Origin of the sequence: Tabrizicola sp. (assembly GCF_051645465.1) — a bacterium.
Taxonomy (GTDB): domain Bacteria; phylum Pseudomonadota; class Alphaproteobacteria; order Rhodobacterales; family Rhodobacteraceae; genus Tabrizicola.
In genome coordinates, this window is record NZ_JBOFBI010000042.1 from 58,526 (window position 1) to 82,066 (window position 23,541).

The window sequence follows — 23,541 nt, forward strand, 5'->3', positions numbered from 1 at the left end:
GGTCAGAAGGGCTCGGGCAGGTGCAGGCCTTCCTGACCAGGACAAAGGCGGGCGAAGCGAGGGGTGTCGGTCCGGCCCTGCATCGCGCAAAGGCCCGGTACAAGGACGCGGACGCTGGGCAACGGGTCGTCGGGCAGGGTCAGGTCCACCGACAATGCGCGATGGCCAAGGTCCGCCAGGTGGTGCAGAAACGCGGTCCAGGACTGGTACTGCCTGATCTGCGACGATCCCGCGGTCGTCGGCCGAAACTGCGGTTGGGCTTCGGTTGACGCGTGGTCGATCCACGCCATGACTTCGGGGTCCCCGACGTCGCGCGCTTGCTCCATGCCGACTTCGGTCTGGACCATCTCTGTCACCGCCGCGAGGGCCGCGTCGGCAAGCGCAGGCCGCGCCGCCGAGCCCATGGCGACCGTCCGACCGTCCGGATCGGACGAAACGGCGGCCACCACGGGCAGGCCGATATCCGTGGTGATGTCAAAGAGCATCGTTTGCCGCGGCCGCTGGTGCAGCCACCAGAAAAGCCGGGGCTGCTGCGCGTCGATCAGGTCCAAAGCGACCGGCACGGGCGCGATATTGCCATGCCACCACAAGGCCAGGGCGTCGCGTTCGATGCACTCCCAAAGCGCGGTTGCCGTCGCCTCTGCCTGCGTCTGGCCCGCAGCACAGCCCGTGGAGTTGGCGTCATGCCGCAACGGCTCGGACAGGGTGGTCGCGCAATCGAGGTAGACCTCCTGGGCGAGGACCGGCACGGCTTCGTTTGTCAGAAGGTCCGTCGCCTCAACCATCGCAAAGCCGTCTGTCCGCTTCAGCAGCGCCAGATCGGCCATATGCCTCTGCGCAAGGCTTGCGCGCAGTTCAAGCGCCTCGGCGCCCGCGGCGATCATGGCCTGTTGTGTTGACAAGCCACGTCCGGCGGGCAAGCGCGGCTTCAGTCCGGTGACTGCCTCGGCCGTGGGCAGCGCCATCGCCAGAAACAGCGGCGCGTCGGGCGCGTAGAGCGGCATGATCCGAAAATCACTCGCCAGAGCCCGGGTGAGGCGCGCTATCGTTTCCGCGAAGTTCTGCTTCATTATGATATTGGACGCTCGACTCGCCGACCAATCAAGCCGCGATTCTGTCATGCAAAGTTCATTTCACGCTGGGATCACGAAGCGGCCGAATAGTGAAAGTCCTGGTAAGTGCGGCGACCGATACCGAAAGAGGAGAGGGACAATCGAATGCCTGGGTTCTTCAAACTGAAAAGCGATGCTTTGGCCGATCAATTGGCGACCGGCGAAGCGATCATGCGGGTTAGCAAGAGCGTATTCAAGAATACCGCCAACTCGGAATGGAAGAAGTTCAACGACGACACGCGTGGCTGGCTCTTTGCAAACGGCTACATATACGAGGGGCCGGGCGCGGGGCCGAACGGAGAGATTCCGGATTCGGTCGAGATCGTGCCCGTCTACGATACGGCCAACAGGATGCACGTTCGGATACCGTGGGCCGGAGACTTGGCCAACCCGCCGAAGGTACTCGACGAACCGGACTACGGCATTGGCAAGAACCGGTTTCCGGTGCTTCTGGCGCGCTACTTCATGCGCAAGTGCCGTTAGGCATCCTGGGTCGGAAGCGCGGCTTCTTCGCGGGCAATCCGTAAACCGCTTAGAAGCCGTTGTTTGCCCGGTGGCCAGTAGATCGGTACGGCATCCAGCAGCCAGGATTCCAGCAAGTCGGCATCGGGCGGCTTGGGGCCTTCCCACGCCGAGGCCACAAGGGCTTGGAAGGCCCGATAGGCCATGGCCGCTGCTTCGGGGTTGGTGATCAGGGCAAACGCAGCCGCCCCCACAGCGGACAGGTCCAGAAAGACATCGGGGCATTTCTCGATGGCGGCGATCGTTGCCTCGTAGTCGCCCGCCATGAAGTAGATCATGGCCAGGTAAGCGGTGTAGTATTCCGGATAGATCGGGTTCAGCCTTACCGCCTGCAAAGCCAGGTTGCGTGCCTCATCGATGTGGCCAAGAAACCCAAGCCCGCACGCAGCTGCGATCAATGTCTCGGCGTCGTTGGGGTTCATGTCGACGGCCAGCCGGAAGTGCGTGTTTGCGCGCTCGGGCGATTGGGCGATAAGCCAGTTCCAGGCCATGCTGATGTGACAGCGCGGGTCGTAGGGGTCGAGCGCGATGGCCTCGCGGGCGTGCTTGAACGCAGCCGCGCTGTCGGCCTTGCGGTTCGCATAGCCGGGCCTGACCATGCTTCGGGTGCTGAGGATCTGCGCGAGGCTTGCGTGGGCGCTTGCGAGGCCGGGATCGAGTTCGATCGCCTGCAGGAAAAGCGCCTCGGCCTGGGAATCGGCGTCTGCCGACCAAAGCCGCGACAGCTGGTGACCCTTCAGCCAGAGGTCATAGGCGACCGGGTTTCCGGGCGTGCTGCGGGCATGGCGCAAAAGGGTGATGTGGTTGACCTGGCTTGCAAGGTTCGCCGCAACCGCACCGGCGACGGATGAGCTGATCTCCTGCAGTTCATGCTCTGCGACGGGGTAGAGGCTGGACCATACCTCGCTGCCGTCGCGGCAGTCGATCAGGGTCACGAAAAGCTTTCCCTCGCCCGTGCGCCAGTCAAGGACGCAGTCCACCGCAAAGTCCGCGCCGATTGCCCGCCCGACGGCAGTAAAGTCGACGGCTGCGGTCGAGTCGAAGCCGGTGCTGGGCCAGGGAATGACGATCCAGCACCGGAAACGCGACAGGCAGGACTTGGCGAGGAAGGCAAAGCCTTCGCCGAGGTAGTCCTTGCTGTCGTCGGTGTAGCGCGTGAGCGGCGGACGGATGGTGATGCGCGGCGGGCCGTTGCGCGACGGGACTGGCATTGCAGCGACCGGAGCGGCCGACGTGCGCTGCAAGGAGACCTCACCGCTCTTGATCGCCACAAGAAGCTCGGTAGACGCTTCGCTGGGCTCGCTATCAAGCTCTTCGGCGAGGGCTTTTTCAAGCAGGCCATACTGGCGCAGCGCCGCCGACTGGTCGCCACGCAGTGCGTGAAACCGCATGATGAACTGGTGCGCGAGCTCATGGCTCGGCTCGATACGGACCAGTTCTTCAGCAATGCGGGTGTCGGCGAAGGCGTTGGATGAAATCAGCTTTTCCAGCTGATCGGTCAGCGCCATCGTCAGCACGGACCGAAGTTGCGACCGCTCGATCTGCAGCCACGCTTCAAAGACCGGGGCGCTGGGTTGGGCGGGGCCGAACAGCTCGCCCTGCCACAATGCCGCCGCCGCGATCAGCGCCGTCTGATCCTGGGCGCCCCCCGCGATCAGGTCGCGGAACCGGCGCACGTCGACGTCGAAGGCGGCACCCTTCAACGTGACGGAAAACCGATCGGCGTCGACCAGTTCCTCGCCCTCGGGTCCAAGAACCTCACGAACCTCGCGCAGCGCCTGGCGGAGGCTGCTGCGGGCCAGCGCTTCGGGTGCCGGGTCCCACAGAAGCGAAGCCAGCTGCTCGCGGTTCATCCGGTAGGAGGGGCTGAGCAGCAGAAGTCCCAGCAGGCAGCGGGCCTTGCGGGTGCGAAACACCAATTCCTCGCCCGAAGTGACTCGAGCGACCCGGCACGTACCCAGGAGATCAACTTGAAACCGGAACATGGAGGAAGGCCTCGAACCCCGCGTTTGACCAAGTTGCACATACATTCAGGGGGTTGCAACAGCCGATGCTGCTGAAAACCTGTGGAAATCCGTGCGTGCCCGCGGAAATGACAGCCGCAGGCGCAACGGCTCGGCTAGTTCCCCGCGCTTTCCATCCTGCGGTGCGCGATGACCCGCTCCAGCCAGCCTTGCTCCATTTCTGGGACCGAGGACAGCAGGAGATCGGTATAGTCGTCGAAGGGCGGGGCCAGCACGTCGGACTTCTGGCCATAGCGGACGACCGCGCCCTTGTACATCACCGCGATCTTGTCGGCGATGGCGCGGACGGTTGCAAGGTCATGGGTGATGAAGAGGTAAGCCACCCCGGCTTCGGCCTGAAGGTTGAGAAGAAGCTTGAGTATCCCGTCCGCGACCAGCGGGTCCAGGGCCGAGGTCACCTCGTCGCAGATGATGAGCTTCGGCTTCGCGGCCAGCGCGCGGGCAATGCAGACGCGCTGCTTCTGGCCCCCAGACAGTTCCGCCGGGTAACGCTCGGCAAAGCCCCTGCCCATCTCGATCTGATCAAGAAGCTCTTGGACTCGCTTGTCGCGCTCAGCGCCTTTCAGACCGAAGTAGAACTCCAGCGGGCGACCGATGATTGTGCCCACGGTCTGGCGCGGGTTCATCGCGGTATCGGCCATCTGGTAGATCATCTGAACCTCGCGCAGGTCGTCCTTGCTGCGGCCCGCCAGATCGGCCGACAGAGTGCGCCCGGCAAAGGTGATCCGCCCCTGCGTGGGCACCAAAAGCCCGGTGATCGCGCGGGCAAGTGTGGACTTCCCCGAGCCGCTTTCGCCCACTACCGCCAGCGTCTGCCCCGCGGGCAGGTCGACCGAGACGTTCTTCAGCACATCGAAAGTCGTCCCCCGATAGCGTGCTGTGATGTTCTGCACTTGCAGGATCGGCGGGGCAGGGGGTTTCTCGACATGCTCAAGGCTTCGCACCGAAACCAGCGCCTTGGTGTAGTCCTGCGTGGGCCGGTGGATGATCTGTGCCGTCTCGCCCAGTTCCACCATCCGCCCATGGCGGAGCACCATGATATCATCCGCCACCTGCGCCACGACGGCCAAGTCGTGGGTGATGTACAGGGCCGCGACTCCGGTATCCCGGATCGCCTCCTTGATCGCCGCCAGCACATCGATCTGCGTCGTCACGTCCAGCGCGGTCGTCGGTTCGTCGAAGATCACGAGGTCTGGCTTCGGGCAAAGCGCCATTGCTGTCATCGCGCGCTGAAGCTGGCCGCCTGAAACCTGGTGCGGATAGCGGTTGCCGAAGGTTTCGGGGTTCGGAAGGCCCAGCTTCCTGAAAAGCGCTACCGCTCGGGCCTCGGCCTCGGTCTTCGACATCAGGCCGTGGGAGAGCGAGGTCTCGATCACCTGCTCCAGTATCTGCTTGGCCGGGTTGAACGACGCGGCAGCGGATTGCGAGACATATGTGACCTGCCGCCCCCGCAGGTCACGCAATGCCTTGGCATTGGCCAGCCGGATTTCGCGGCCGTTCAGGTGGATCGTCCCCCCGGTGAGCCGAACCCCGCCGCGCCCGTAGGCCATGGCGGAGAGGCCAATCGTTGACTTCCCCGCGCCGGATTCGCCGATCAGTCCAAGGACGCGGCCCCGCTTCAGGTTCAGGTCGACACCGTGGACCAGCGTGACGTTCTTCGGCGGTTCCCCAGGCGGGTAAGAGGTGGCCTCGATCACCAGGCCCCTGATGTCGAGAAGGGTATCGTCAGCCACCGCGGCCTCCTTTCAAGCTGGAGGTGCGGGTCAGGATCCAGTCGGCCACCAGGTTGACGGAAATCGCCAGCGCGGCGATGGCGGCTGCGGGCAGAAGGGCGGCGGCCTTGCCATAGATCAGCCCATCCTTGTTCTCCTTGACCATCCCGCCCCAGTCGGCCAGCGGGGGCTGCACCCCAAGGCCGAGGAACGACAGGGTCGAGATGAAAAGGACCGCGAAGATGAACCTCAGGCCGAACTCGGCGACAAGCGGGGACAGGGCGTTCGGCAGGATTTCCCGGAAGATCACCCAAGCCCCCCGTTCGCCGCGCAGTTTTGCGGCCTCGACATAGTCCATCACGGTAATGTCGACGGCGACGGCGCGGCTAAGGCGGAAGACGCGGGTTGAATCGAGGATGCCCATCACAAGGATCAGGACGGTCAGGTTCAAGGGCAGGACCGAAAGCATGACCAGAGCCACGATCAGCGAGGGTATTGCCATGACAAGATCGACCATGCGGGAAAGGAGCTGGTCGATCCACCCGCCTTTGACCGCGGCAAGAAAGCCCAGGAACGCCCCGACCGAGAAGGCAAGGACCGATGAGGCGAGCGCCACGAAGATGGTGATCTGCGCGCCGTAGATGAGGCGCGAGAGGATGTCGCGACCGATGGTATCGGTGCCAAGCCAATAGGTGGCCGAGGGCCCCTCCCACTGGCCGCCACCCGTGTCCCCGATCGCGTAGGGCGCGATCCATTGCGCGAAGATCGCGACGAAAAGGAAGGTGCCGGTCAGGACAAGGCCGATGAGGGCGGAAAGCGGGATCCTCATTTCGGATGCCTCAGCCGCGGATTGGCAAGGATCCCGATGATGTCGGCCAGCATGTTGAGGAAGATGTAGACGGCGGCGAAGATCAGCCCCACCGCCTGCACGACGGGCAGGTCGCGCTTGGTGACATGGTCGACAAGATACTGGCCAAGGGCGTTGTAGCCGAAGACGACCTCGACCACGACGACGCCGACGACAAGGTAGGCGAGGTTCAGCATGACGACGCTGACGACGGGTGCGATGGCGTTCGGGAAGGCGTGGCGCCAGATCACGGTCATCGGCGACAGGCCCTTAAGCTCGGCGGTCTCGATATAGGCCGATTGCATGACGTTCAGGATCGCGGCACGGGTCATGCGCATCATGTGGGCAAGTACGACGAGGACAAGGACGATGACGGGCAGGGCGACGGCGTTAAGCTTTGCCCAGAAGCCCATGCCCGGAAAGACCATGGCGACGGGCTGGAAGATCGGGAAAAGCTGGGTCAGCAGGTAGATCACGAAATAGGCCGCGACGAACTCCGGCAGGCTGATCGTGGTCAGGGTCACGCCCGAGATGAGCTTGTCGGGCCAGCGCCCGGCATAGCGGGCGGCGATTAGGCCCAGGAGGATGGCGAGAGGGACAGCGATGACCGCTGCGCATCCGGCAAGGAAAAGCGTGTTGCCCAGCCGCTGGCCGATCGACTGCGCGATATCGGCGCCATTTGTAAGCGCGGTGCCAAGGTCGCCGGTCAGCACGCCGCCAAGCCACGAGAAATAGCGGGTCAAGGGCGGGTCATTCAGCCCCATCTGCTCACGCAGGTTGGCAAGCGCCTCGGGCGTGGCCTGCTGGCCCAGGATCGCCTGCGCGGTGTCGCCGGGCAAAGCCTCGACGCCAAGGAAGATCACGGCCGAGACGGCCAGCAAGAGAAGAAGGCCCAGCGCAATGCGCTGGACCAGAAGTTTCAGGATGGGGTGCACAATGGCCCCGCGATCAGGCGTTCAGCCAGCACTTCGACAGTGCAAAGCCGTTCATCATCGTTTGCTGCGGATTGGCGACCCAGCCGCCAACCTCGGCGCGGCGGCCTTCGACCCAGTCGTTGAACATCGGGCAGATCAGGCCGCCCTCGTCCCGCAGCATGTTCGCCATTTCCGAGTAGATGCCCTTGCGCTTGGCCGTATCAAGTTCGCCCCGCGCGGCGAGCAGAAGCTCGTCGAACTTGGCGTTCTTGAACCTTGTGTCGTTCCACTCGGCGGTCGACAGATAGGCGGTCGTGTACATCTGGTCCTGCACCGGACGGCCACCCCAGTAGGATGCGCAGAAGGGCGCGACGTTCCAGACGTTCGACCAGTAGCCGTCGTCGGGCTCGAGCTTCACCTGCAGCGGCACACCCGCCGCATTGGCCGAAGCGGCAAAGAGGTTCGCGGCATCAACCGCCCCAGGGAACGCTCCCGGCGCGACCTGCAGCACGATGGGCGAGCCGTCATGGCCCGACTTCTTGTAGGCCTCGGCCGCCGCCGCCGCATCGTATTCCCGCTGTGGGATGGTGTCGTCGAACATCGGGTAGGCCGCGTTGATCGGGAAGTCGTTGCCAAGGCCGCCAAAGCCGCCAAGGATCTTTTCGACCATCTCGGCGCGGTTGATCGACAGCTTCAACGCCATGCGCAAGTCGTTGTTGTCGAAAGGTGCCTTGTCGCAATGCATGATGAAGACGTAGTGACCCGGACCGGCAGCGCGCTCGATCACAACCTCAGGCGTGTTCTTCAGAAGCTCGACGACCTTCGGATCGATCCGGTCCATCATATGGACCTGACCGGCCTGGATTGCCGCGGTGCGGGCAGTCGCGTCGTTGATGACCAGGATCTCGACGGAATCGGCATGGCCACGGGTCGAATCCCAGTAGTTGGCGTGCTTCTCGAAGGTGGTGATGACGCCCGCTTCGTTCGACACGACCTTGTAGGGGCCGGTGCCAATCCCTGCAGCCGGATTGTCGACGCCGCCGCCCGGCTGGATGATCAGGTGGTAATCCCCCAGCAGGAAGGGCAGGTCGGCGTTGGCCGCTGCAAGCTTCAGCGTGACCATGTCGCCTTCCGCCGTCGCCTCCGAGATGCCCTGCACGATGCCAAGGGCGCCGGACTGAGCCTTCTCGTCCGTGTGGCGCTTGAGTGTCGCCACCACGTCTTCAGCGGTGACCGTGCCGCCCGCGTGATACTCGACGCCAGACCGGATCTTGAACTTCCATTCGGTCGCATCCGCGTTCGACGACACTTCCTCGGCGATCCTCATCTCGACCGCGCCGCCCGCATCGACATCGACCAGAGTCTCGCCCCAGGTCCGCAGGATCATGAAGGGCGTGGGCGACGCAGCCAGCGCCGGGTCGAGCGAGTTGGTGCTCTCCCCGCCCGACATGCCAACGCGCAATGTTCCGCCCTTTTTTGGCTCTTCGGCGAGTGCCGCCTTGCTGAACAGCGCCGAAGCAAGCCCCGCCGACACGCCAAGTGCCGTTGTCCGGCCGACGAACTCGCGCCGGGTCATCCGGCCCTTCTTCGCCTGCGCCACCATCCAGTCGAGCTGGTTGTGCTTGTCGTTCATCCTGGTCTCCCTGATCGACCCCCGGTCCAGTCCGGAGATTCTTTTGTTGACTGTTGAATCAATAAACCGCGTTCGTAACCGGCGGGCAACTTCTTTTCGTTCAGACGAAGCTTCGCGCAACTTCCTCATCCCACTGCCGCTGGAAGACCTTGCGCTCGCCCTCCCAGGCGGTCAGCCGGGCCTGCATACGCAGATGGGTGGCGGTAGCCGTCATTTCCGCCTCGGCCGTCGTCCGGACCGACCACTCCCCGCGCGAAAGCCGCTGCTCCCAGACATGCAGGACCCGGGCTGACAGGGGATCATCCGGGTGGATTTCCCAGCGTTCGGTCAGCGTCTCGCCGGTGGTCAGACCATGGGTCAGGTTTTCATGGTCGCCCTGATCGTCGTCGATGACCAGCGCCTGGGTCCCTGAGATCAGGTCACGCTCGACAAAGCGCTGCGTGCGGCTTTCGTTGACCACCCGGTTCTTCCAGGGTGCTGCGTGTTCTGGAGGAGGAGGCGCCCATTCCTCGGCGCCAGAATCCCGATGGAGGGGAAGCGTCAGGCTGCCACCCGTGATGGTCAGCGTCACCGGCTCGGGCGACGGCCAGACAAAGGGCCAGTAGCTGTTGGACAGCGCCAGCCGCAAACGATGCCCGGCCGCCACCCGATAGCCCATCTGGTCAAGCGTGAAGGCCACGCCCACCTCTTCCCCCGGCACCATCGGGGTTGGGTTCTCGCGGCTGTCCCGATGGCAAAGGTTCAGCATCCCATGCGCGATGCGGACGGATTTTCCATCGGGCGCCACGTCGCACAGCCTGGCCACGACGAAGGCCAGCGGCTTGTCCGACGAAAGCCGCAGCCGCAGTTCCGCGGCACCAAGCAGCTGCAGGTCCGAACGCAGCACCTCGCCGTCGAAGCAAAGCGACATCGCGTCGTCCGCCGCCTGGTCGCCAGGCATTTCGGCGTTGAGCCCCATGGGAAAGTACTCCCCCGCCTCCAGGCCCAGATGCTGCGGCGTCGACAGGGGCAGCGAAAAGCCCCCCGGCTTTTCATCGCCCCTGAAATGGCCCCCTGGCGGCCGGGTTTCCGCAGGCGACCAGCTGCTCGCCAGATGCAAAGTGGTCGGAAGAGCGCGGGGCGAGGGCCACTTCGCCTCGGCCACCCAATGCCCGGCGCGGTGTTTCGGGGCGGCGTCCGGAGGCTCGGAATGCAGGATGTAGGCGCGATAGGCAGGGTCGCTTTCCGCGCCGTTCGGGATGGCCTTCAGCCAGCGATCCCACCAGCGGACCGCCATCTGCAGAAAGCCGACCTGCGGCCCCGGCACGGCAGTGTGCGGATATTGATGCACCCAGGGGCCGACGACACCTTTCACCGGCGCAGGCGCATGCTCGACCATCGCGGCGACCGTGTTCATGTAATTGTCGGCCCACCCGCCCCAGACCATGGCCGGCACCCGGTTCCTCGACCAGTCCTCGCAGACCGAGCCGTGCTTCCAATACGCATCCCGCGCCTGATGCCCTGCCCAGCGGGGCGCAAGCCAGGGCTGAGCCTTCAGGCGGCCAAGCCACTCCTCGCGCCAGTCGTTTCGCAAAAGCGGATCGGGGGGCCTTGAGGAATAGGCCAGCATCACCGCGCCCCAGCCGAAGTTCTCGCCCAGAAGGCAGCCGCCCTTGAAATGGATGTCGTCGGCAAAGCGGTCGGTCGTCGAGCAGACCGAGATCACCGCCTTCAGCGCGGGCGGGCCGTTGAACGCCGCCTGCAGGCAGTTGAACCCGCCCCAGGACTTGCCCATCATCCCCACATCGCCCGAGCACCAGGGCTGCCGCGACAGCCAGTCGATGACGGCAACCGCGTCGTCCATTTCCTGCTGGCTGTATTCGTCCTCCATCAGCCCCTGGCTGTCGCCGTTCCCACGCATGTCGACGCGGACCGAGGCATAGCCGTGGCCAGCGACATAGGGGTGCATCAGCTCGTCCCGTGGCAGGGTGCCGTCGCGTTTGCGGTAGGGGATGTATTCCAGAACCGCCGGGACCGGATTCGCCGCCGCGTCCTCCGGCATCCAGACCCGGGCCGAAAGCCGCGTGCCATCGGGCATCGGAATGCCAAGATCCTCATGTTCCGTGATCGCGCAGGGAAAGCTCGTGCGGATGGTCAATGCGTCCTCCGATTTCACTGGTCACATAGGGTCACTCTTAGACCATTCAACTCAAGGCTTCTGTGACAGGCAGGCGGCCCGACCAGGCCCGAACGGGCACATCGGCGCGCCGGGCAGCGGTTTGCCGCCGTGCAGGGACTTTGGAGCCGAAAGGGTGTCCACGGTGGGCAGCGCTTTCGATACAGCAAAATCAATAGGTTGCTTGGGGGCAATTTGGGAGCTGTCAGCACTTTCTGGAGTTGGAGCGGGCCGCAAGTGGCCGCCTTTGAACGGACTCCGCTCGCCCATCACGACGCAGCAACCACGCCCAAAACGGCGATGGGTCGTCCGTTCAGACGACCGCTTTGTGAGACGAAGGAGGCTTCTGGAATGAGCGGGCGGAGGCCGGAAAGCGGCTGGGATAAGCTCTAGCTCGTTGACAGTGATACTGGGCGGCACGCAACGTAGCTGGGTTACAACTGAGAGGGTTATCGCATGGCCGCGCCGCTCTTGATCCGGAACCGGAACTACCGCCTTTTGTTCACGGCAGGCGCTTTGACTAATCTTGGCGACGGATTGATCGTCCTGGCACTGCCTTGGCTCGCGACTCTCATGACACGTGATCCGGTCGCCATTGCCGCGGTTGCAGCTTCGGCGCGGCTACCTTGGTTGTTGTTTGCTTTGCCCGCAGGTGTGATCATCGACCGGACCGACCGGCGCAAGCTGATTGCGCGGGCCGATCTGATGCGGGCGGGGATCGTGTTCGCCATCATGATGCTCGCCTTGGCCGATCCGGTTCCCGGGGCGGTCTGGGTGCTGGCGGGGCTCGCGTTCCTGCTGGGATCGGCCGAGGTTCTGCGGGACAATGCGGCACAGACCATTCTGCCGGCCATCGTCGCATCCGATGATCTTGAGGCCGCCAACGGCCAGATGTGGAGCGCCGAGCAGCTGACGGGCCAGTTCATCGGTCCGCCGCTGGCGGGGATACTGATCGGGGCGGGCATCGCCTTGCCCTTCGGTCTGGATGCCGCGGCGTTGGTGCTTGCGGCGGGGCTTGTGTGGCTGATCACCCTGCCGCCGCAACTGCAACGATCGGCGCGGTTCTGGCCTGCGCTGGTCGAGGGCGTGTCATGGATGCGCCGCGATGCGCCGCTCCTGCGCCTTGCCGTTGTGCTGGGTCTGGTGAATTTCCTTTACATGATGGCCTTCACGATCACCGTCCTCTTCGCGCAAGAGGTGCTGGGTCTCACTGCAGCCCAGCATGGTATCCTGCTGTCGGTCGCAGCCGTGGGCGCGGTCGTCGGAAGCCTTGGTGCCCCCGCAGTGGTCGCACGGATCGGTGCGCAGGCGAGCCTTTTCGTGTCGCTTGCGGTCTGGGGCCTTACCTATGCGATCATTGGCCTCGCATCGAGCGCCCTTGTGGTCGGTGCTGCGATGTTCTCGCTGATGGCGGGCGCGATGCTATGGAACGTGATCACCGTCTCATGGCGGCAGCGGCGTATTCCGGCGGAACTGCTGGGGCGAGTCAACAGCATATACCGCTTCTTCGGCTGGGGCTCGATGCCGCTTGGCGCGCTGGCCGGGGGGATCGTGGTTTCGCTGCTGCAGGATGACATTGGCCGCGAGGCCGCCCTCCGCGCACCCTTCCTGCTGGCGGCGGCAGGAAGCGCGGTTTTGCTGGTCTATGCCCTGTTCAAACTGCGGCTGCGATAACTGCACCGCCATCCAGGCCAACACAACACTTCAGTCAGGGGCCGAACGGCAACAAAGGGCTCAAAGCCGCACCCAACCGTCTCGAAGTTCTTCGACCTTACCCTCGGTCGCCTTCGGTGTAACGCCATAGAACTGTAGTGCAGATTCAACTTCGGCGCCAAGGGACCGCAGGTTAACGGGTTCTGAATGATCGCGCGCAAGGTATTGATACAAATGTAGATAAAATTCCGGGCACCGTGCCCAACCTCCCCTGTTCACTTCCGCACAGCCTCCGCGCGGTTCTTGCGGGGTGCTTTTTGGCCGGGCAGGCTCTACCTTCCTTCCCAAAGGAGACTGCCATGAGCTGGAACCCGATCCTTGACCCTACGATCCCCATCGGCGACGCGGTGGACGCGATCGAGACCGTCATCGTCCCCCGCGCCCGCGACCTCGGCGGCTTCGAGGTCCGCCGCGCGCTCCCCTCGGCCCAGCGGCAGATGGTGGGGCCGTTCATCTTCTTCGACCAGATGGGCCCGGCCGAGTTCCTGACCGGGGACGGCATCGACGTCCGCCCGCATCCCCATATCGGGCTCGGGACGGTCACGTATCTGCTGAAAGGGCGGCTTCATCACCGGGATTCGCTTGGCACGGATGCCTGGATCGAACCGGGCGCGGTCAACTGGATGCTGGCGGGGCAGGGGATCACCCATTCCGAGCGGACCGATGGCGAGGCGCGGAGGGCCCCCCTGACGATGTTCGGCCTGCAGACGTGGCTCGCGCTGCCGAAGGACCGCGAGGATGACGCGGCGGGTTTCGCTCATGTGGGGCGCGAGGACCTGCCGGTGCTGGAGGGTGAGGGGAAAGAGGTCCGCCTGATCCTTGGGTCGGCCTGGGGCGAGCGTGTCGGGCTTGAGATGCCGTCCGAGGTCTTCTACGCCGATGCCCGCCTTGCACCGGGGGCCGCGATCCCCTTGCCCGATGACCATGAGGACCGCGGGGTCTATCTGCTGGAGGGCGAGGTGACCTGCGCGGGTCAGGTCTTCGAGGCGGGGCGGATGCTCGTCTTCCGGCCGGGCGACCGGGTCTCGGTCAGGGCCGGGGCAAACGGCGCGCGGATCATGCTTCTGGGCGGGGCGACGATGGACGGGCCGCGCTTCATCTGGTGGAACTTCGTGGCCTCGTCGAAGGAGAGGATCGACGCGGCGAAGGAAGCCTGGCGGGCGGGCGACTGGCAACACGGCCGCTTCAAGCTCCCACCGGGGGACGACGGCGAGTTCATCCCGGCGCCCGAGAGGTAATTCGCTCGGGCCCCATTGACGCCCCCGGCAGGACCGATTATCTGCCCCTCCACGCGCGGTGGTAGCTCAGTTGGTTAGAGTACCGGCCTGTCACGCCGGGGGTCGCGGGTTCGAGCCCCGTCCACCGCGCCAGTTTTCCCCTTTCCTGACCGAAAGACCCGTGACCCGCGGTGGGTCAATTTGGGAAATCATTTCAAATCAGATTGTTAGTCAGGCCCACAGCTGTCGTTCAGGAACGCTTAACCCTGATGACAACGAGCCGCATCCGCACGAAAGGTCCGACGGCCGCAACGGCGACCGCCTACGCCTACACCGACCCGCTGAAGCCCGACCACGCGCCATCAGCCGTCACGACCGGAGGGGTCACCACCACCTTCACCTACGACGCCAACGGCAACATGCTGACCGGCCTCGCGGGCAAGATCATGACCTACGACGGCGAGAACCGCCCGCTTTCGGTCACCCACTTGGGCAAACGCACCCGGCTCATGTCTACGGCGCCGACGGCAAGCGCCTGAAGAAGGTCGAGGGCCTGCCGCCGACGCAAGACTGTACCGCACTCCCCGCAACTGCTCCCGCCACCGTCTATTTCGGCGCGGTCGAGATCCGGAACTGGAAGATCGCGGGGCAAGAGCAGGTCCTGACCTACCCGCATCCGTCCGTCAAACTCCTGAACGGCACCACGCCTGCGGTCGCCACCTACCTCCACCGTGACGCCCTCGGCTCCGTCCGCGCGATCACCGACGCGGCGGGAGCCAAGATCGAGAGCGCCCTCTACAAACCCTTCGGTGAGCAGTCCGAATGGCTCCTCCCCGGCAATACCTCGCCCGAGACCAAAGGCTGGATCGGCGAACGCTACGACGCCGACGCAGGGCTGCAGTACCTCAACGCAAGATACTACGACCCGGAGCTCTCCCTCTTCCTCCAGCCCGACTGGTTCGAGGTCACCAAAGCAGGCGTCGGGACCAACAGGTTCAGCTATAGCTTCAACGATCCGGTGAATAAGCTCGATCCGGGGGGGAATCAGTGCAGCAGTTGCGAGTCACAAGAGGATTGGGACGACTATCACGACAAGAAAGCAAAAGAATATGAGAAGAAGTCTCAGAAGTACGATGATGGATTCTGGTCGTGGATTGACCTCTTTGGTAGCAAAGCACAGCACTGGCGCGATCTCTCGGCACAGCATCGATCTTTGATTGGTGTCCCAATCGGGGATCAAGGAATACTCTCGCCTGAAGGACGGATCGTTCTTGATGTTGGTTCAGCTATAGTAGGCGGTGGCGCTGTTGGGCGTGCCAGCGCCGCTGATCAACTGAAGCCAGCAAAGGGCGGGATCGGTGCGCAGTATGCTACACCCAAGGGGTTCACAACATACATTGATGGAAATGGATCGATAGTTCATGTTTCTCCCGCGGGCCTAAAGTACGGCCCTGATCCTAAGTTTGGAAACCGTGTTGACCATGTTCTTGCGCATACGGCTCCAGATGCAAGCAAGCCGAAACACTCGGTTTTCAACGTCGGGGGTGACGACGCGCTTGGCCTAGTAGACGAAGCCTGGAGCAAGCGCGGCGCTTCTGTCGCAGGAGACCCTAAGACGTTTGTTGTCGATATGGGTCAAGTAGTAGGGACGAACGGCGAGACCTCTATAAAGATTGTCGCTGATCCTCAGAGCGGCTACATAACAACAGCCTTTCCATGGAGCCCATGAGATGAAGATTGAGTGTCCTCGCTGCCATCAAGACTGGGTGAAGAAGGTGCACATTGGAGCGGTCTCAAAAGATGTATTTCTTTGCTATGAGTGCGAGGCGACTTGGTTTTGCGAAGCGTCAATCGAGTTTGCGACATTCTTGGACTTATCTATTTTTTTGGAGAGAAGTGGCCTGAGTTACAGCCCGGAGGTGCTGAGTTCATTTGTTGATCAGTAGCTTCCAGCGAACTGTAGTAACTGTCCTTCAAGCGGTCTTTTTTCGGTAGCGATCTTTAGGGTGGGTGCCAACCCACCACACCCGCCGCAACCATCTGACTCTCCAAAATAAACTGCGCTCGGCGGGGCATCGCGCTGGCCCTACCCCACCACCCCCTGCGGGCAACGCCCCACCCAACCCACCCCAAAACCCCTAACAACTCCCTAACGCCCCCATAACCCCTTGAAATCCCTGCACCCCACCCGCTGTCCCACCGTGGGACACCGACGGAGACCCCCTTGCGGCCCCCACCCCGCGCGCCACCCGTCCCTCCATGACCCGCAACCCGACCCACGGCCTCAGCACCCTTGGCCTGCGCTCCTGTGTTTCCCCATTGACGCCCCCCGAAGGAGCGTCTATTCCGCCCCGCATCGCGCGGTGGTAGCTCAGTTGGTTAGAGTACCGGCCTGTCACGCCGGGGGTCGCGGGTTCGAGCCCCGTCCACCGCGCCACCTTCCGCTTTGTGGTCATGTTTCCCGGCCTCGACCTGCCGGTCGGTATCGTCTTATCAGGTACCGAGCTTATCCATGAAGGAAGCCGGCCCATGTCCCGCACTGCCTTTCTTCCGCTTGCCGCCGCCGCCGTAGTTGCGGCCTCTGGCGCTTTCGCCGAGGTAGCGGCCGTCGAATTGCCCAGGGGTTTTGACGGCCGGTATGCGCCTGAGGGCGTGACCTGCGGCGATGCGCTTGTCATCACGGTCGAAAAGGGCGTCATGATCGGGGGCGATGGCGCAATGACGGTCACCGACCTGATCGAGGATCCGGTGAACCCCCGCAAGGTCGAGGCGACGCTTCTCAACGAAGGCGGCGGTGGGGAATGGATGGATTCGGCCGTGCTGACTTTGGCCGAGGATGGGAAGAGCCTGCGGTAGGACTATCCGGACGGCTTGACGGTGACATGGGCGCGCTGTCCGTGAGGAGCGCCAAATTCCTTCGAAGGAATTTGCAAATCTTTTCGAAAAGATTTGCGCGGGGTGGAGAGGTCAGAGCTTCATTCTGTACCGGATATGCCCATCCGACGCGACATAGCTGTCATAAAGCGCGCGGGCGCGGGTGTTGTCTTCGTTCGTGTGCCAGTAAAGCCGCGACCAGCCTTTGGCGCGGGCGAGGGCGATAAGGTCGTCGATCAGGGCGCGGCCGAGGCCGTGGCCGCGGGCTTCGGGGGCGACGAAGAGGTCTTCGAGGTAGCAATCCTCGGTCGCGACCCAGGTCGAGGGGTGGTGGAGGTGGACGGCAAAGCCCATCACCCGGTCTTCAACGACTGCGAGCCGGGCCTTGACGGGTGAGGCGGGGTCCATCAGCCGGGCCCAGGTGGCGTTGGTCACTTCCGGTGCAAGATCGACCTTGTAGTAGGTCAGGTACTGGCCCCAGAGCGCGCGGAAATCGTTTTCGTCCCCGTGGGTTGCATTGCGAAGTTCAAGCATCACGCGATGCGCGCCAGGATGCGGGCCCAGCTGCGGATGCCCTTGTGGAAGCTCTCGACGTCGTATTTCTCGTTGGGGGAGTGGATCTGGTCGTCATCCTTGGCGAAGCCCACGAGCATCGCGTCCATGCCGAGGATGGTTTTGAAGTAGCCCGCGATCGGGATCGAGCCGCCTTCGCCGACAAAGACCGCCGGTCGGCCCCACTCTTCCGAGAGGGCGGTGCGGGCGGCCTCGAACGCGGGGTCGGAGATCGCCATGACCGAGGCGGGCGAGCCTTCGATGCCGTCGTGCCAGGCGATCCGGCAATCGGCGGGGATGCGGGCCTCGGCCCATTTCCGGAACGAAGTCAACACCTTGGCCGGGTCCTGGCGCGAGACGAGGCGGAAGCTGACTTTGGCGTGCGCTTCGGCCGGAAGCACGGTCTTGAAGCCCGCGCCGTTGTAGCCGCCCCACATGCCGTTGACCTCGGCCGTGGGCCGCGACCAGAGCATTTCGAGGGGCGTGCGGTCCACTTCGCCTGCGGGGACCGAAAGGCCCACGTCGCCGAGGTAGGCGGCGTGGTTGAACGACAGCGCCTGCCACTGGCTGCGGAGCGTGTCGGGAAGCTCGTCGACGTCGTCGTAGAAGCCGGGGACCATGACGCGGCCGTCGGGGTCGTGGAGGTCGGCCAGAAGCTGCGCCATCACGTGGAGCGGGTTCCGCGCGAGGCCGCCGTAGGCGCCGGAGTGGAGGTCGCGCGAGGCGGCGTGGATGGTGAACTCGGATTTCGCCAGGCCCCGGAGCTGCGTGCTGATCGCAGGCACCCGGTCTTCATAAAGGCCGGTGTCGCAGATGAGGGCGAGGCTCGCGGTCAGCTCGCCGCGGTTGGCTTCCATGAAGGGGATGAGGGAGGGGGAGCCTGATTCTTCCTCACCCTCCAGGAAGATGGTCAGCTTGCCCGGCAGCGCGCCATGGACGTGCTTCCAGGCGCGGCAGGCCTCGAGGAACGTCATCAGCTGGCCCTTGTCGTCCGACGATCCCCGCGCGCGGATGACGCGGCCTTTGGGGGTGTCCTGGAGTTCGGGCTCGAAAGGCGGGCGGTCCCAGAGGTCGAGCGGATCGACGGGCTGGACGTCGTAGTGACCGTAGAAGAGGATGTGGCGGTTGCCCTCGCCGCCGTGCCCCACGACCATCGGATGGCCGGGTGTCTTGGCGGACCGCGCGTCAAAGCCCAGCGATTTCAGGTCGTTGACCAGCCAGTCGGCCGCGCGGGCGCAGTCGGGCGCATAGGCCGGATCGGTCGAGATCGAGGGGATGCGGAGAAGCTCTACCAGCCGGTCAAGCGCTTCGGGCAGGGTGTCGTCGATGCGGCTGAGAACGGCGTCGAGGGTCATGGGGGCCTCCGATGGTAGGGTTTTCCGCAGGGTATCAGGCGGCTTGGCGGTGTCCATAACGGATGGATTGCGGTATAGTTGCAAGATTGGAAACAAGTGGAGGGGGTGACATTTCGCCTCCTTGGGTTTTATGAGAGATTGACCGAAATCAAGGCACCAGTGCGGGAAGCCGGGAAGGTTTGCCGCAAGAGGGACCGAGGATGACAATGAATTACACAAGCGCGCTTGACGCGAGCCTGCAGCGCCTGCACGACGAAGGGCGCTACAGAACCTTCATCGATATCGCGCGCGAGCAGGGCCAATTCCCGCATGCGGTCTGGACCCGCCCCGACGGCAGCCAGAAGAAGATCACCGTCTGGTGCGGGAACGATTACCTTGGCATGGGGCAGCACCCCGAGGTTCTGGCCGCGATGCATAAGGCGCTGGATCAGGGCGGCGCGGGGTCGGGGGGCACGCGGAACATCAGCGGCACCACGGTCTGGCACAAGCGGCTGGAGGCAGAGCTTGCGGACCTGCACCAGAAGGAGGCGGCGCTGGTGTTCACCTCGGCCTATGTGGCCAACGATGCGACCTTGTCGACGCTCCGGGCGATCTTCCCGGGTCTGATCATCTATTCGGATGCGCTGAACCACAACTCGATGATCGAGGGCATCCGGCGGGGTGGGGGCGAGAAGCGGGTCTTCCGGCACAACGACGTGGCGCATCTGCGCGAGCTTCTGGCCAAGGACGACCCGGCGGCACCCAAGCTGATCGCCTTCGAATCGATCTACTCGATGGATGGCGACTTCGGCCCGATCGGCGAGATTTGCGATCTGGCCGAAGAGTTCGGCGCGCTGACCTATCTGGATGAGGTGCATGCCGTGGGCATGTACGGGCCGCGTGGGGCAGGGGTGGCGGAGCGGGACGGGGTGATGCACCGGGTGGACATCATCAACGGCACGCTCGCCAAGGCCTATGGCGTCTTTGGCGGCTACATTGCGGCAAGCGCGAAGATGGTGGACGCGATCCGGTCCTATGCGCCGGGGTTCATCTTCACGACCTCGCTGCCGCCGACGGTGGCGGCTGGGGCTGCGGCGTCGGTCCGCCACCTGAAGACGGCCCAGCATCTGCGGGATGCGCATCAGCTGCAGGCGAAGATCCTGAAGCTGCGGCTGAAGGGGCTTGGCCTGCCGATCATCGACCACGGAAGCCACATCGTGCCTGTGCATGTGGGCAACCCGGTGCACTGCAAGATGCTGTCGGACATGCTTCTGGAAGACCACGGCATCTACGTCCAGCCGATCAACTACCCGACCGTCCCAAGGGGCACCGAGAGGCTGCGCTTCACGCCCTCGCCGGTGCATGGTCCAAGGGAGATCGACGCGCTGGTCCGGGCGATGGATGCGCTCTGGAGCCAGTGTGCGCTGAATCGCGCCGAGGGGGTTGCATAGGGGCTTCTGCATATGCAAAAGCCCTTGCCCTGTGCTACGGTTTATCGAATAGAAAACAGTGTGAGTCGCTGGGGAAGGCGGCCACCATTACAGGTGCACCGAAGGGGACACGGGGCTGATGATCGGTTGGAGGTCAAAACCTTCCGCAGCCGAAGAGGACAAGCCGAAGGGCTTTGACGACTTCGAGTTGAAGCTCGGCGATTTGATGCGCGGTGAGCGTGCGACGTTGGGCAAATCGCTGCTTGATGTACAGCGTGAGCTGAAGATCAAGGCCACCTACATTGCAGCTATCGAGAACGCCGATATGTCGGCCTTCGAGACCCCCGGTTTCGTGGCCGGATACGTCCGGTCTTACGCGCGCTACCTGGCGATGGACCCGGAATGGGCCTTCGAGCGCTTCTGCGCCGAGGCCGGCTATTCGGTGTCGCACGGGCTCTCCGCCGCCGCCGCTCCGCAACAGATTATCAAGGCGCGAGCGCGGGGCGATCACTCCGATCCGTTTGCCGACCCCAACGCAAGCTTCGTACCGCGTGGCGAGGCGATCTGGTCTCAGGTCGAACCCAGTGCCATCGGCTCGATTGCCGTGCTGATCGCCCTGATCGGTGCCATCGGGTATGGCGGCTGGTCGGTCCTGCAGGAAGTGCAGCGCGTGCAGCTTGCGCCGGTCGACGAAGCGCCGACCGTGGTGGCCGAGATCGATCCGCTGGCCAATGCCGGTGCCGCTGCGCCGCCAGTTGTGGCCTCGCGCCCGGCCGAACCCGCCGCCGAAGCGATGGCGAGCGCGGAAGGCTCGGCCTCGGGCGATGTGATGGACCGTCTTTACCGGCCCCAGGCGCTGGATGTGCCGGTCCTGACCTCTCGCGATGGCCCGATTGCAGCGATCAATCCGCGCGACACGGGGGTGCTGGCGGAAACGGCTCCGGTCGATACGGTTGATACCGCCCTGGCCACGGCGTTGGACAGCGATGTCCAGGTTATCGCTGAAGCCAAGGAAGGCGTCGAAGTGCTGGCCGTGCGTCCGTCCTGGGTGCGCGTCAATGCTGCCGATGGCACGGTGCTCTTCGAGAAGATTCTTGACGCGGGTGAGCGATACACCGTGCCGGCCCTTGAGACAGCTGCCGTCTTCCGGACCGGGAACTCGGGCTCGATCTACTTTGTTGTCGACGGGGTGACCTATGGCCCTGCTGCCCCTGGGGCGAATGTGGTGAAGGATATCCCGCTGTCGCCCGATGCGCTGACGACGGATTTCGCCCAGGCCGACTTGACGCAGGACGAAGACCTTGCGCGCTTTGCCACTGCGGATGCGACGAACGTGCTGCCCGAGGTCGCACCGACCGAGTAAGCCCGGCGCCCATTGCCGCCAATCCCCTAGCGTCATATGTTCCAGTTCGGAAGCACTGGAGCTTTTCCCATGACCCACAACCCCATCCGTCCCTGGCGCAACATCGACCGGCGGAAGTCGCGGCAGATCAGCGTGGGCAAAGTGCTGGTCGGGGGCGACGCGCCGATCTCGGTCCAGACGATGACCAACACGCTGACGACCGATGTGGCGGCGACCATCGAGCAGATCCAGCGCTGTGCCGTGGCGGGGGCGGATATCGTGCGGGTCTCGACCCCCGACGCGGCCTCGACCCATGCGCTGCGCGAGATCGTGCAGGAGTCGCCCGTGCCGATCGTCGCGGACATCCATTTCCACTACAAGCGCGCCATCGAGGCGGCCGAGGCGGGTGCGGCCTGCCTGCGGATCAACCCCGGCAATATCGGGGACGCCAAGCGCGTGGCCGAAGTGGTGCGGGCGGCGAGGGACCACGGGTGCTCGATCCGGATCGGGGTGAATGCCGGGTCGCTGGAAAAACACCTGCTAGAGAAGTATGGCGAGCCTTGCCCGGATGCGATGGTGGAATCGGGCCTCGATCATATCAAGCTCTTGCAAGACAACGACTTTCACGAATTCAAGATCAGCGTGAAGGCCTCGGACGTATTCCTGGCCGCCGCGGCCTATCAGCAGCTTGCCGTCGCGACCGACGCGCCAATCCACCTGGGGATCACGGAAGCGGGGGGGCTGGTTTCGGGCACGGTGAAGTCGGCAATCGGGCTTGGCAGCCTTCTCTGGTTCGGGATCGGCGACACGATCCGGGTGTCGCTGTCGGCCGACCCGGTGGAAGAGGTGAAGGTCGGGTTCGAGATCCTGAAGTCACTTGGCCTCCGGCACCGGGGGGTGACGATCATCTCATGCCCGTCCTGCGCGCGGCAGGGGTTTGACGTGATCAAGACGGTGTCGACGTTGGAGGAGCGGCTGGCGCATATCACCACCTCGATGAGCCTGTCGATCATCGGCTGCGTGGTGAACGGACCGGGCGAGGCCCTGATGACCGACATCGGCTTTACCGGCGGGGGTGCGGGGAAGGGGATGGTCTACCTGGCGGGCAAGCAGGACCACACGCTGTCGAACGACCGGATGGTGGACCACATCGTCGAGCTGGTCGAGAAAAAGGCCGCCGAGATCGACGCGGCCGAGAAGCTTGCGGCGGAGTGATCAGTCCTCGGCCAGGTGTTGCGCCAAATGGTCAATGAAGACACGAAGCCGCGCGGTCACTGACTGGGCCGAAGGGTAGACGAAGTAGATCGCCTTTCTGGGTGTGGACCATTCGGGCAGGACGCGGACCAGTCGCCCCGTCGCGATTTCAGGACAGGCGACGATGCTGGGCAGGGCCGCGATGCCCGCGCCTGCAATCACTGCGTCACGGACAGCAAGATGCGAGCCAAGCCGCAGCGGGGGATCGTAGGGCTGCACGACATCCTCGTCGCCGTTCTGCAGGCAGAGCCCGCCCGGCCAGATCGTTGCAAGACCGACCTGCTGGAACCGTTTCAGGTCCTCCGGCCGCTTCAGGGTGTCAAGGCCCGGCAGATCGGGTGCTGCGACCAGCATTGCCTGGCCGTGCAGAAGGCGGCGAGCGACCTGGATGGAATCCTCAAGCGGGCCAAAGCGGATGCAGCCGTCGAAACCTTCCTCCAAGAGGTCCGGTGCGCGGTCTAGGAAGTGGATCTCCAGCGTGACATCGGGGTAAAGCCTGCGGAAGTCGGCGGTGATGGCGCCGAGCAGGACGTTGCCGAAGGACTGTGGCGCGGAAAGCCGCAGATGCCCGCGCGGCTGGCCACCGGATTCGCCCAGGGCCCGGCGGATGTCTTCGGCCTCGCCCAGCAGCCTGTCGGCGCGGGTGGCAAGGATTTCGCCCTCCTGCGTCGCGCGCAAAGTGCGGGTCGAGCGTTCGATCAACCGGACGCCCAGTTGCGCTTCAAGATCGGCGACGCGTTTGGAAAGGGTGGATTTCGGAACCCGAAGCGTCAGGGCCGCAGCCGAGAACGACCCTTCGCGCAGGACTGTGCGGAAGCCGCGAAGGGCGGTGAGGTCAAGATCATTGTGCATCTTTGTGGACATAGATCGCAGAAAATACGGACTGGTCCACCTTCCTGGAAATTG

19 protein-coding genes and 2 tRNA genes are annotated in these 23,541 nt (G+C 64.1%); 11 read left to right on the forward strand and 10 right to left on the reverse strand.

The genetic code is table 11. From position 1 onward, the window contains the following. Positions 1-2: 2 nt before the first annotated feature. A complete protein-coding gene (locus ACRCSW_RS02580) occupies positions 3-1,070 on the reverse strand; it encodes a YcaO-like family protein (RefSeq protein ID WP_438702422.1) in 1,068 nt (355 codons plus the stop codon). Between the two features lie 147 nt (positions 1,071-1,217). Between ACRCSW_RS02580 and ACRCSW_RS02585 the strand changes: the two genes are divergently transcribed. After that, the gene (locus tag ACRCSW_RS02585; RefSeq protein ID WP_438702423.1) at positions 1,218-1,595 is read left to right on the forward strand and encodes a hypothetical protein; all 378 of its coding nucleotides are present in this window, start codon (positions 1,218-1,220) and stop codon (positions 1,593-1,595) included. Here the strand turns inward: ACRCSW_RS02585 and ACRCSW_RS02590 are convergent. The 6 genes from ACRCSW_RS02590 to ACRCSW_RS02615 form a co-directional block, all read right to left on the reverse strand. Then, positions 1,592-3,550, reverse strand: coding sequence for a BTAD domain-containing putative transcriptional regulator (locus ACRCSW_RS02590; protein ID WP_438702424.1), 1,959 nt, complete (start codon positions 3,548-3,550; stop codon positions 1,592-1,594). The genes ACRCSW_RS02585 and ACRCSW_RS02590 overlap by 4 nt on opposite strands. A 203-nt stretch (positions 3,551-3,753) precedes the next feature. Beyond that, positions 3,754-5,391, reverse strand: coding sequence for an ABC transporter ATP-binding protein (locus ACRCSW_RS02595; RefSeq protein ID WP_438702425.1), 1,638 nt, complete (start codon positions 5,389-5,391; stop codon positions 3,754-3,756). Then, positions 5,384-6,199: an ABC transporter permease gene (locus ACRCSW_RS02600; protein ID WP_438702426.1), complete on the reverse strand. Its 816-nt coding sequence runs from the start codon at positions 6,197-6,199 to the stop codon at positions 5,384-5,386. Before ACRCSW_RS02600 ends, ACRCSW_RS02595 begins: the two co-directional genes overlap by 8 nt. After that, complete coding sequence (locus ACRCSW_RS02605; RefSeq protein WP_438702427.1) at positions 6,196-7,152, reverse strand: ABC transporter permease; 957 nt, start codon at positions 7,150-7,152, stop codon at positions 6,196-6,198. The genes ACRCSW_RS02600 and ACRCSW_RS02605 overlap by 4 nt, the downstream gene beginning before the upstream one ends. Positions 7,153-7,165: 13 nt before the next feature. Then, positions 7,166-8,764: an ABC transporter substrate-binding protein gene (locus tag ACRCSW_RS02610; protein ID WP_438702428.1), complete on the reverse strand. Its 1,599-nt coding sequence runs from the start codon at positions 8,762-8,764 to the stop codon at positions 7,166-7,168. A gap of 100 nt (positions 8,765-8,864) precedes the next feature. Next, positions 8,865-10,901 carry a CocE/NonD family hydrolase gene (locus tag ACRCSW_RS02615; RefSeq protein ID WP_438702429.1) on the reverse strand — a complete coding sequence of 679 codons (2,037 nt, stop codon included), beginning with the start codon at positions 10,899-10,901 and terminating at the stop codon, positions 8,865-8,867. A gap of 474 nt (positions 10,902-11,375) precedes the next feature. Between ACRCSW_RS02615 and ACRCSW_RS02620 the strand changes: the two genes are divergently transcribed. The 7 genes from ACRCSW_RS02620 to ACRCSW_RS02650 all read left to right on the forward strand — a co-directional run bounded on the left by ACRCSW_RS02620 (position 11,376) and on the right by ACRCSW_RS02650 (position 16,705). Continuing rightward, complete coding sequence (locus ACRCSW_RS02620) at positions 11,376-12,593, forward strand: MFS transporter (protein ID WP_438702430.1); 1,218 nt, start codon at positions 11,376-11,378, stop codon at positions 12,591-12,593. A 338-nt stretch (positions 12,594-12,931) separates the two neighbouring features. Further along, the gene (locus ACRCSW_RS02625) at positions 12,932-13,870 is read left to right on the forward strand and encodes a pirin family protein (protein WP_438702431.1); all 939 of its coding nucleotides are present in this window, start codon (positions 12,932-12,934) and stop codon (positions 13,868-13,870) included. 55 nt (positions 13,871-13,925) lie between these two features. Next, positions 13,926-14,002 (forward strand) — tRNA-Asp (locus ACRCSW_RS02630). Between the two features lie 116 nt (positions 14,003-14,118). After that, positions 14,119-14,388, forward strand: a complete 270-nt coding sequence (locus ACRCSW_RS02635) for a hypothetical protein (RefSeq protein ID WP_438702449.1) — start codon at positions 14,119-14,121, stop codon at positions 14,386-14,388. A gap of 242 nt (positions 14,389-14,630) precedes the next feature. Further along, complete coding sequence (locus tag ACRCSW_RS02640) at positions 14,631-15,578, forward strand: RHS repeat-associated core domain-containing protein (RefSeq protein ID WP_438702448.1); 948 nt, start codon at positions 14,631-14,633, stop codon at positions 15,576-15,578. 631 nt (positions 15,579-16,209) lie between these two features. Then, positions 16,210-16,286: transfer RNA gene (locus ACRCSW_RS02645), tRNA-Asp, on the forward strand. Between the two features lie 92 nt (positions 16,287-16,378). Further along, a complete protein-coding gene (locus ACRCSW_RS02650; protein WP_438702432.1) occupies positions 16,379-16,705 on the forward strand; it encodes a hypothetical protein in 327 nt (108 codons plus the stop codon). Positions 16,706-16,816: 111 nt separating this feature from the next. Here the strand turns inward: ACRCSW_RS02650 and ACRCSW_RS02655 are convergent, their stop codons facing one another. Next, positions 16,817-17,257, reverse strand: coding sequence for a GNAT family N-acetyltransferase (locus ACRCSW_RS02655; RefSeq protein ID WP_438702433.1), 441 nt, complete (start codon positions 17,255-17,257; stop codon positions 16,817-16,819). Then, positions 17,257-18,630 carry a M20/M25/M40 family metallo-hydrolase gene (locus ACRCSW_RS02660; RefSeq protein ID WP_438702434.1) on the reverse strand — a complete coding sequence of 458 codons (1,374 nt, stop codon included), beginning with the start codon at positions 18,628-18,630 and terminating at the stop codon, positions 17,257-17,259. The genes ACRCSW_RS02655 and ACRCSW_RS02660 overlap by 1 nt, the downstream gene beginning before the upstream one ends. Positions 18,631-18,836: 206 nt before the next feature. Between ACRCSW_RS02660 and hemA the strand changes: the two genes are divergently transcribed. The 3 genes from hemA (at position 18,837) to ispG (ending at position 22,596) form a co-directional block, all read left to right on the forward strand. Continuing rightward, positions 18,837-20,060: a 5-aminolevulinate synthase gene (gene hemA, locus ACRCSW_RS02665; RefSeq protein ID WP_438702435.1), complete on the forward strand. Its 1,224-nt coding sequence runs from the start codon at positions 18,837-18,839 to the stop codon at positions 20,058-20,060. A gap of 118 nt (positions 20,061-20,178) precedes the next feature. Further along, the gene (locus ACRCSW_RS02670; protein ID WP_438702436.1) at positions 20,179-21,402 is read left to right on the forward strand and encodes a helix-turn-helix domain-containing protein; all 1,224 of its coding nucleotides are present in this window, start codon (positions 20,179-20,181) and stop codon (positions 21,400-21,402) included. 69 nt (positions 21,403-21,471) lie between these two features. Next, the gene (ispG, locus tag ACRCSW_RS02675; protein WP_438702437.1) at positions 21,472-22,596 is read left to right on the forward strand and encodes a flavodoxin-dependent (E)-4-hydroxy-3-methylbut-2-enyl-diphosphate synthase; all 1,125 of its coding nucleotides are present in this window, start codon (positions 21,472-21,474) and stop codon (positions 22,594-22,596) included. Here the strand turns inward: ispG and ACRCSW_RS02680 are convergent, their stop codons facing one another. Then, positions 22,597-23,487: a LysR family transcriptional regulator gene (locus ACRCSW_RS02680; RefSeq protein ID WP_438702438.1), complete on the reverse strand. Its 891-nt coding sequence runs from the start codon at positions 23,485-23,487 to the stop codon at positions 22,597-22,599. Between the last annotated feature and the right edge of the window lie 54 nt (positions 23,488-23,541).

Bases quoted from the DNA above. Each gene is read 5' to 3' on its own strand.
- ACRCSW_RS02580 (WP_438702422.1), bottom strand. From the start codon at position 1,070: ATGAAGCAGAACTTCGCGGAAACGATAGCGCGCCTCACCCGGGCTCTG.
- ACRCSW_RS02585 (WP_438702423.1), top strand. From the start codon at position 1,218: ATGCCTGGGTTCTTCAAACTGAAAAGCGATGCTTTGGCCGATCAATTG.
- ACRCSW_RS02600 (WP_438702426.1), bottom strand. From the start codon at position 6,199: ATGAGGATCCCGCTTTCCGCCCTCATCGGCCTTGTCCTGACCGGCACC.
- ACRCSW_RS02610 (WP_438702428.1), bottom strand. From the start codon at position 8,764: ATGAACGACAAGCACAACCAGCTCGACTGGATGGTGGCGCAGGCGAAG.
- ACRCSW_RS02620 (WP_438702430.1), top strand. From the start codon at position 11,376: ATGGCCGCGCCGCTCTTGATCCGGAACCGGAACTACCGCCTTTTGTTC.
- ACRCSW_RS02625 (WP_438702431.1), top strand. From the start codon at position 12,932: ATGAGCTGGAACCCGATCCTTGACCCTACGATCCCCATCGGCGACGCG.
- ACRCSW_RS02635 (WP_438702449.1), top strand. From the start codon at position 14,119: ATGACAACGAGCCGCATCCGCACGAAAGGTCCGACGGCCGCAACGGCG.
- ACRCSW_RS02650 (WP_438702432.1), top strand. From the start codon at position 16,379: ATGTCCCGCACTGCCTTTCTTCCGCTTGCCGCCGCCGCCGTAGTTGCG.
- ACRCSW_RS02655 (WP_438702433.1), bottom strand. From the start codon at position 17,257: ATGCTTGAACTTCGCAATGCAACCCACGGGGACGAAAACGATTTCCGC.
- ACRCSW_RS02660 (WP_438702434.1), bottom strand. From the start codon at position 18,630: ATGACCCTCGACGCCGTTCTCAGCCGCATCGACGACACCCTGCCCGAA.
- hemA (WP_438702435.1), top strand. From the start codon at position 18,837: ATGAATTACACAAGCGCGCTTGACGCGAGCCTGCAGCGCCTGCACGAC.
- ACRCSW_RS02670 (WP_438702436.1), top strand. From the start codon at position 20,179: ATGATCGGTTGGAGGTCAAAACCTTCCGCAGCCGAAGAGGACAAGCCG.
- ispG (WP_438702437.1), top strand. From the start codon at position 21,472: ATGACCCACAACCCCATCCGTCCCTGGCGCAACATCGACCGGCGGAAG.
- ACRCSW_RS02680 (WP_438702438.1), bottom strand. From the start codon at position 23,487: ATGCACAATGATCTTGACCTCACCGCCCTTCGCGGCTTCCGCACAGTC.